We start from the raw sequence: 6426 nt of genomic DNA, 5'->3' as shown, positions 1-6426 counted from the left end.
GGCTGCCATCATAACTATTGTAATGAGCATTAGTAGCTTAATTTTCCATTTTTTAAGTTTTTTCATTAATGTTCACCTTTTTGCCATTTTACTAACTTTTGTTGCTACATATAAAAAACCATCCTTAAAAGAATGGTTTAACAATACTATATTATATAAAAATGACATTTTGGTGTCAATTGATGTTAAATATTACATTATCATTAAAAAGCTAATTTCTGATTAAAATCTAATCTGTGATTTTCATCTACCAAATAGTTCAATGTCTAGCTGCTCTTTTATAAGTTCCTTAGATTTATTGAAACGATCTACATAATCTCCTGCTATACAATGATATTGTAATCCAAATTCATCAAACAATTGTTTAATCTGATTACTATACTTCTCTCTGTCTGCTGCTATTATCTCACTTCTAGTTCCATCTTGAACAAACGCGACCGTAGGCTCTAAAAATAAAATTAAGTCAAATGAATTAATATGAATTATTGCATTCGCTAGTTCATCACACTTTGCAATTTCTTCTGGGTTATTCAGTAGAAAATGTGAATAGAATTTTGTTGTAATGGCATCCGTATCAATAAAGAGTATTCGATTACTATCCTTTATTGCATCCAGCTCATTTGTTTTGTGCCGAAGAAGGATTTCAAGAAAATCCTCCATAATCATAAGTTCTTCACAACCTGCTATCTCCGATATATCTCTTCCTACCTCCGACACAAAATTTGTATTATATGCTAATGCCAAGTTTTCCACCAAAGTCGACTTTCCTGTACTTTCTCCACCAATAACTAACACTTTCTTCGTATAATATGGCCTGCATATCTTCGGAATATAGTCCCAATTCTTTATAGCCCATTTTCGTATATCAGTTGAGCTAATTGGCACCTCTTGTCGATCAAAATAAATTACTTCACTATCAGGACAATATAAACTTTCAAAACGATTGCTTCCTAAATAATCGCTACCGCAAAATACTGCATCAATCCGCTTTCCGATTTTGTTCTTTATATCCGTTGCACCTTTTTCCCAGTAATAATCAGTGTTATAAGTTTCCTTGTCTACAGCTTCATCCTCAATCATTATTATCCGTATATTAGTTAAATGCTTGCAGCTATTATATATCCATCTATATCTGAGTTCTTTAGAAGTTGATTCTCTTCCTTCACACCAGCTTATCATTACATACAACTCTTCACACATTGATGCTGCACGAATAATATCATGAATATGTCCAACATGAAGCGGATCAAAAGATCCTCCATACATTCCTACTTTGTATTTCATTTTACTTCACCGCCTTTACTTTCTTTAAACCATTTAACAAACATAAAGATAGCATTTAATAAATAAACAATCCACATTAACAAAGTTGCTACATCTGTTCCTCCATGAATGTAGTCAATTACCCACATATATACAGTAACTACATCTACTACGATCCACAACACCCATTGTTCCGATAGTCTCTTTACACTTAACACCATTGCCAAAACGCTTAGACAAGTTGACGTACTATCAGCAAATGGAAGGTTTCCACCAAGTCGCCTTAATACTAACCCATATCCATAAATAGCTGATGCAGATATAACTAATAAAACTACATCCCATTTAATTGATAACTTTATTTTTTCAACTTCTTGTGTTTTATTATTCATGTGTTTCTTCCACATGAACCAACCAACAAATTGCATCGGCACGTAATATAATGCATTGAGCATTACTTCACCATAAAACTTAGCATCGAATGAAATCAAAGCGTATAGAATTGTATTTACAAGTCCAAATATGTAACAACTCATTTTCCCCTTACCTGTTAAGATTACACATATAACACCTGTAACTGCCGCAATAATTCCTCTGAGATTATCACCCCAATATATAGATAACCCTGTAATAATAATCGTTGCAAGAATCAGCCAAACAACTTCCCACACTTTCCAACCTATCAATTCATTTTTAACAAACTTCTTAACCTTTTCCATCTTTATTCCCCCTCATATCATACCGAATGATTTTTTCATTATTATAACTGTTCTCTTACAAGATTCACTTATTCTCCTCAATAACATTCCATGATTGATTTCTAGTTTTCAATATTATCAGTATTTATCTTCCTTACGTATAGTTTACTCGGTCTATGTGCTCCTCCCGATATAAATTCCTCAGTTTCTATAACCATATCCTTTACCTTTTTACGAAAATTCGCTTTGTATAATTCCTTACCTAACAATATTTCATTTATCTTTTGCAACTGTGGTAAAGTGAATTTATCTGGAAGAAACTCAAAAGCAAGTTGCGTATATTCCACCTTGTTTTTGATACGCTCTCTTCCATAAGCAATCATTTCCTTATGATCAAAAGCAATATGTTCTTCGCTTTGAAGTAGTTTATCAACAGTATACAAATGGTTACTAATTTCACTGGAACCCGCTGCACGGTATAAATCCTCAATGGATACTAGTGCCATATACGATACAGATATGATTCTCATTCTTGGATCACGCTTTACCTCACCCCATGTATAAAGCTGCTCAAAGTAAATATCCACAAGTCCTGTCTTTTCTTTAATTCCTCTACTAGCAGCTTCATCTAGTGTCTCTTCCATACCCACGAATGCACCTGGTAATGATAACATGCCTTTGTACGGCGAACTCTTACGCTTAATCATAACGATTTTAAGTTCTTCGTCTTCAATGGTAAATACAAGTAAATCTACCGTAATAGACGGTTTTTCATAAATACTACTATCATAATTATTCAAAAACTCTTTATCTTGTTGTGTAATTGTATCCGACATTAATATCACCTTCTATTTTGTGTTAGTATTGTTTTGCTACTATCTGTGATTATATGTTAGTATCTTTTTGCTACTTTGTCAAGTATTATTTACAGTTTTTTGTAAATTCAAGGTTTTGTTCTACAATTCTCGGTTTTCTATTGTTTTCTCCCTTTATTTGTAATTTATTGTTTTATATGGTATACTAGCTAAAACTATATTGGCTTTGGGAGGATTTAATTTGAATAACGTGGAAAATTATTTGGTAGATGTACCGTACAAGAGAAATGGTAAAAGTGCACGGTTTTATAATGACCGTGTAGAATTTAAGAAAAAAAGTATTCGCTATGATGATATTGCAATATTAATAGCAAGCTGCGGAACAACTACTATTCATACTTATTGCGGCATTCCCGTTGGTCGAAGTTATGACGGTGCGGTTGTCTTTAAGATGAATGACGGCAAGACACACGGTATCAATTTGAATTCGATGTCTTTGTTCGGAATATCATTCATTAGAAATCCTCGCAAAAGCGAGAAACTTTTTCCACCATTATTTAATGCAGTTCATTCTATCGTAGCATGGAATATGGCACAAAGATATGTAGATGCGATAATGAGGGGAGGCACTGTTGAGGTTTGTGGGCTTACAATTAATAGCTTAGAGGCTAAGTCAATAAAAAAATCAGGAAAAAATACGGTTGTCATAAATAAAGAAAATTACCGTGAGAGTCAGATTCCAAACGGCTCTGATGTAATTGTATATGATAAATCAGGCGAACGTCTTTGGAATTCTTCTATATGGAGTTATAAGAATAATTTGCTTATTCCCTATATCCTTGACACCATATTTGGTAATTAATTGAGTGACATTATGAAAAAAAATAAATGTCATATTTGCAAAGCAAAAAGCAATGAAATGATTTGTAAACGGTGTGGTGCAAATCTTAGCGATGCCAGAACAGAACAGCTTGTGCTATCTTCTGGTGGATACATTTATTATAATGATAATAAGAAGTATGTAGATAAGTTTTCAAGATGTAGATTTTCCTTCACAAACAAACGATTAGTTATATATAAAATTAAACCTGAACCTGAAAATCAGGCAATTGGACTTTTTATAGACTTAGTTAATGCCGTCCTTAAAAATCCCTGTATATCTATTAATCTTGATGATATTGAATGGGTGAGACGATATGATACAAGGCATTTAATAAAAACAAACACCGATACATATTACATATGGGCGTACAAAGATAAGCAGATCGATGAACTATTTGCTCCCTATAAAAATCCAGGGGTAAGATAATAATAGTTTTTTGGGGTAATTTGAAAAAAAGCCGAACTCCATGAAATCTCAAAAATTTCTGGAATCCACCGGAAGGTCTTACCGTATTATTCTCAAAGGATTGCACTCTAAATAGAGGCAAAAAAAGCTGGTATGGTGATAATTATTTTATCACCATACCAGCAAAGCTTTTACTTGTTACATCATTCCATCTCTAATGATATCATGGTCTCTAAGAACCTTCTCAATCACAGTTCCCTTAAGCTTCTTAAGCAATGGTTTTTTCAATGCATTCAGTGGTCCAGGAAGTTCGATTTCAAGTGGAGATTTACCATCCATCAACTTCACGCTACTGTCTAGTAAGTCTCTAATATCATATACACTTCCCCATACTTCAGGTACTCCACGGTCTACTCCAAGCAATCCATAAACCGCTTCCATTGCAGTACGGACAGAATATTCAGTTGTAAAGATTGTATCTCTTGGCGTTTCAGCAAACTGACCTAAGAATGCGAAGTTCACGCAACCATCTGGAATAACATCTGGTCTGTCACCTTTTGCTCTTGGCATAAAGAATGCTGTAATATATGGCATCATGGTTGGAACACAGATTGCATGGTTTTCAGCTAGCTCATCAATCTCATCTACTGGAACTCCCATATGGTATAACCATTCTGCTGTGATTTCTTTACCAGTACATTCTTTCATTGGTTTCTTAATATAGTCACCAGGTACATCAGTGAATAAGCTGTATACCCATACGCAGATTTCATCTTTACTTTGTTCTTTAAACTGTCCCTGTCTGTTGATGGTCCAGCTAAGAAGCCAGCTGGAATCCTGACAACTTACAATACCACCAGTAACCACTTTACCGCTTCTTGGATCTCGCTTACAGATTTGTTCAATATAAGAAATAATCTTGTCATCAGAAGTTGTGACAGTAGCAGATTCCCAATTGGTTTTCTCCGTATCGGAACAGAACTTCTCTGGATGTCCAAATGCTTCATCTTGCGCAGCAATCTTCTTCCATAAACTCCAACAACCACTTGTCCGAACTTCTGCATTACCAACTGGTGCGTGATCTTGATCACCATAGATAGTTCCTTCTGTACAACTACCATTTGTTACAAATACAAGATCATTTTCTGTAAGTACGATTTCTTGCTCAACTCCATTAACGTTACATTGAATGGATTTTGCAATCTTCTTATCTCCAACAAAATCAAATAATACATTTGTAACTTCTGTATTGAACTGGAATTGTACCCCTGCGGCCTCTAGGTATTTTTGCATTGGAAGAATCAAAGATTCATACTGATTGTATTTGGTGAATTTTAAGGCAGAGAAATCTGGTAATCCTCCAATGTGATGGATAAATCTCTGGAAGTACAGCTTCATTTCTAGAGCACTGTGCCAGTTTTCGAATGCAAACATAGTTCTCCAGTATAACCAGAACGTAGAATCAAATACTTCTTCGTCAAATACATCTTCAATTGTTTTATCATAAAGGTCTTCGTCCTTTGTGAAGAACAATTTCATAATCTCCATGCAACCCTTCTGGCTCAAATTGAACTTACCATCAGTATGTGCATCTTCACCTCTATTCTTAGTTGCACGGCAAAGAGAATAGTTTGGATCATGCTTATTCAACCAATAAAACTCATCAAGAACAGAAGCTCCTGGTTTTTCTAGTGATGGAATGCTGTGGAACAAATCCCATAGACATTCAAAATGATTTTCCATCTCACGTCCGCCTCGCATTACGTACCCTCTCAATGGATCATTGATACCATCACAAGCACCACCAGCGATATCCATAGCTTCTAAGATATGAATATTCTCACCTTTCATCTGTCCATCTCGTACAAGGAAGCAAGCTGCAGCCAAAGCACCAAGTCCACTACCTACGATGTATGCAGATTTATTATCCACTCCCGCTGGCTTTTCTGGACGAGCAAATGCTTCATAGTTTCCATTGGAATAATAGATTCCTTTACTATTCTTGGCATTCTTTCCACGTTCTGTGTTACGATATGCTTCAAGCTCTTTTGCTCTTTTTTCTTTTACTTTCTTTTTTTGTTCTTTTATTTCGTTTTTCTGTTCATTATTTTTGTTTTTTGCTATAATTGCTACTCCTGCTCCAGCTGCTAATAAAGAAGCTGCACCTAATTTCACTAATTTCTTACCCATATTACATTCCTCCTTATAATTAGCCTAATACTTTTATCATTCCATATATTAACAGATATGATACCAAAAATATTATTTATTTCCAGTGTTATTTACTTCCTTTCCACTTGCTATTATCATACTTAATTTCTTCTTCATTTCATATAATCAAAAAGAGAGGAGTGTATAAAAA

The 6426-nt window shown here is 34.5% G+C and carries 7 protein-coding genes; 3 read left to right on the top strand and 4 right to left on the bottom strand.

Annotation, left to right across the window (positions count from 1 at the left end; translation table 11 throughout):
* The coding region (locus ACW2QF_RS06295; RefSeq protein WP_455715146.1) for a hypothetical protein at positions 1–226 on the top strand (226 nt) is incomplete at its 5' end.
* Between the two features lie 17 nt (positions 227–243).
* Here ACW2QF_RS06295 and ACW2QF_RS06290 read toward each other — a convergent pair.
* The 3 genes from ACW2QF_RS06290 to ACW2QF_RS06280 form a co-directional block, all read right to left on the bottom strand.
* Positions 244–1284 carry an AAA family ATPase gene (locus ACW2QF_RS06290; protein ID WP_455715145.1) on the bottom strand — a complete coding sequence of 347 codons (1041 nt, stop codon included), beginning with the start codon at positions 1282–1284 and terminating at the stop codon, positions 244–246.
* Positions 1281–1982, bottom strand: a complete 702-nt coding sequence (pnuC, locus tag ACW2QF_RS06285; RefSeq protein ID WP_455715144.1) for a nicotinamide riboside transporter PnuC — start codon at positions 1980–1982, stop codon at positions 1281–1283. Before pnuC ends, ACW2QF_RS06290 begins: the two co-directional genes overlap by 4 nt.
* Before the next feature lie 101 nt (positions 1983–2083).
* Positions 2084–2797: an NUDIX hydrolase gene (locus ACW2QF_RS06280; protein ID WP_455715143.1), complete on the bottom strand. Its 714-nt coding sequence runs from the start codon at positions 2795–2797 to the stop codon at positions 2084–2086.
* 220 nt (positions 2798–3017) lie between these two features.
* Here ACW2QF_RS06280 and ACW2QF_RS06275 point away from each other — a divergent pair, with 220 nt between their 5' ends.
* Both ACW2QF_RS06275 and ACW2QF_RS06270 read left to right on the top strand, forming a co-directional pair.
* Positions 3018–3638 (top strand): hypothetical protein, encoded by a 621-nt coding sequence (locus ACW2QF_RS06275; protein WP_455715142.1) that lies wholly within the window; start codon positions 3018–3020, stop codon positions 3636–3638.
* 12 nt (positions 3639–3650) lie between these two features.
* A complete protein-coding gene (locus tag ACW2QF_RS06270; protein WP_455715141.1) occupies positions 3651–4085 on the top strand; it encodes a hypothetical protein in 435 nt (144 codons plus the stop codon).
* 177 nt (positions 4086–4262) lie between these two features.
* Here ACW2QF_RS06270 and ACW2QF_RS06265 read toward each other — a convergent pair whose 3' ends face one another.
* Complete coding sequence (locus ACW2QF_RS06265) at positions 4263–6254, bottom strand: oleate hydratase (protein ID WP_455715140.1); 1992 nt, start codon at positions 6252–6254, stop codon at positions 4263–4265.
* Positions 6255–6426 lie beyond the last annotated feature (172 nt).

The organism is Anaerosporobacter sp. (genome assembly GCF_965301125.1).
This window is presented reverse-complemented; position numbering and strand designations above follow the sequence as displayed.

What these genes read in the sequence shown, in the direction of transcription:
- ACW2QF_RS06270 (WP_455715141.1), top strand. Translation starts at nt 3,651, where the DNA reads ATGAAAAAAAATAAATGTCATATTTGCAAAGCAAAAAGCAATGAAATG.
- ACW2QF_RS06280 (WP_455715143.1), bottom strand. Translation starts at nt 2,797, where the DNA reads ATGTCGGATACAATTACACAACAAGATAAAGAGTTTTTGAATAATTAT.
- pnuC (WP_455715144.1), bottom strand. Translation starts at nt 1,982, where the DNA reads ATGGAAAAGGTTAAGAAGTTTGTTAAAAATGAATTGATAGGTTGGAAA.
- ACW2QF_RS06265 (WP_455715140.1), bottom strand. Translation starts at nt 6,254, where the DNA reads ATGGGTAAGAAATTAGTGAAATTAGGTGCAGCTTCTTTATTAGCAGCT.
- ACW2QF_RS06290 (WP_455715145.1), bottom strand. Translation starts at nt 1,284, where the DNA reads ATGAAATACAAAGTAGGAATGTATGGAGGATCTTTTGATCCGCTTCAT.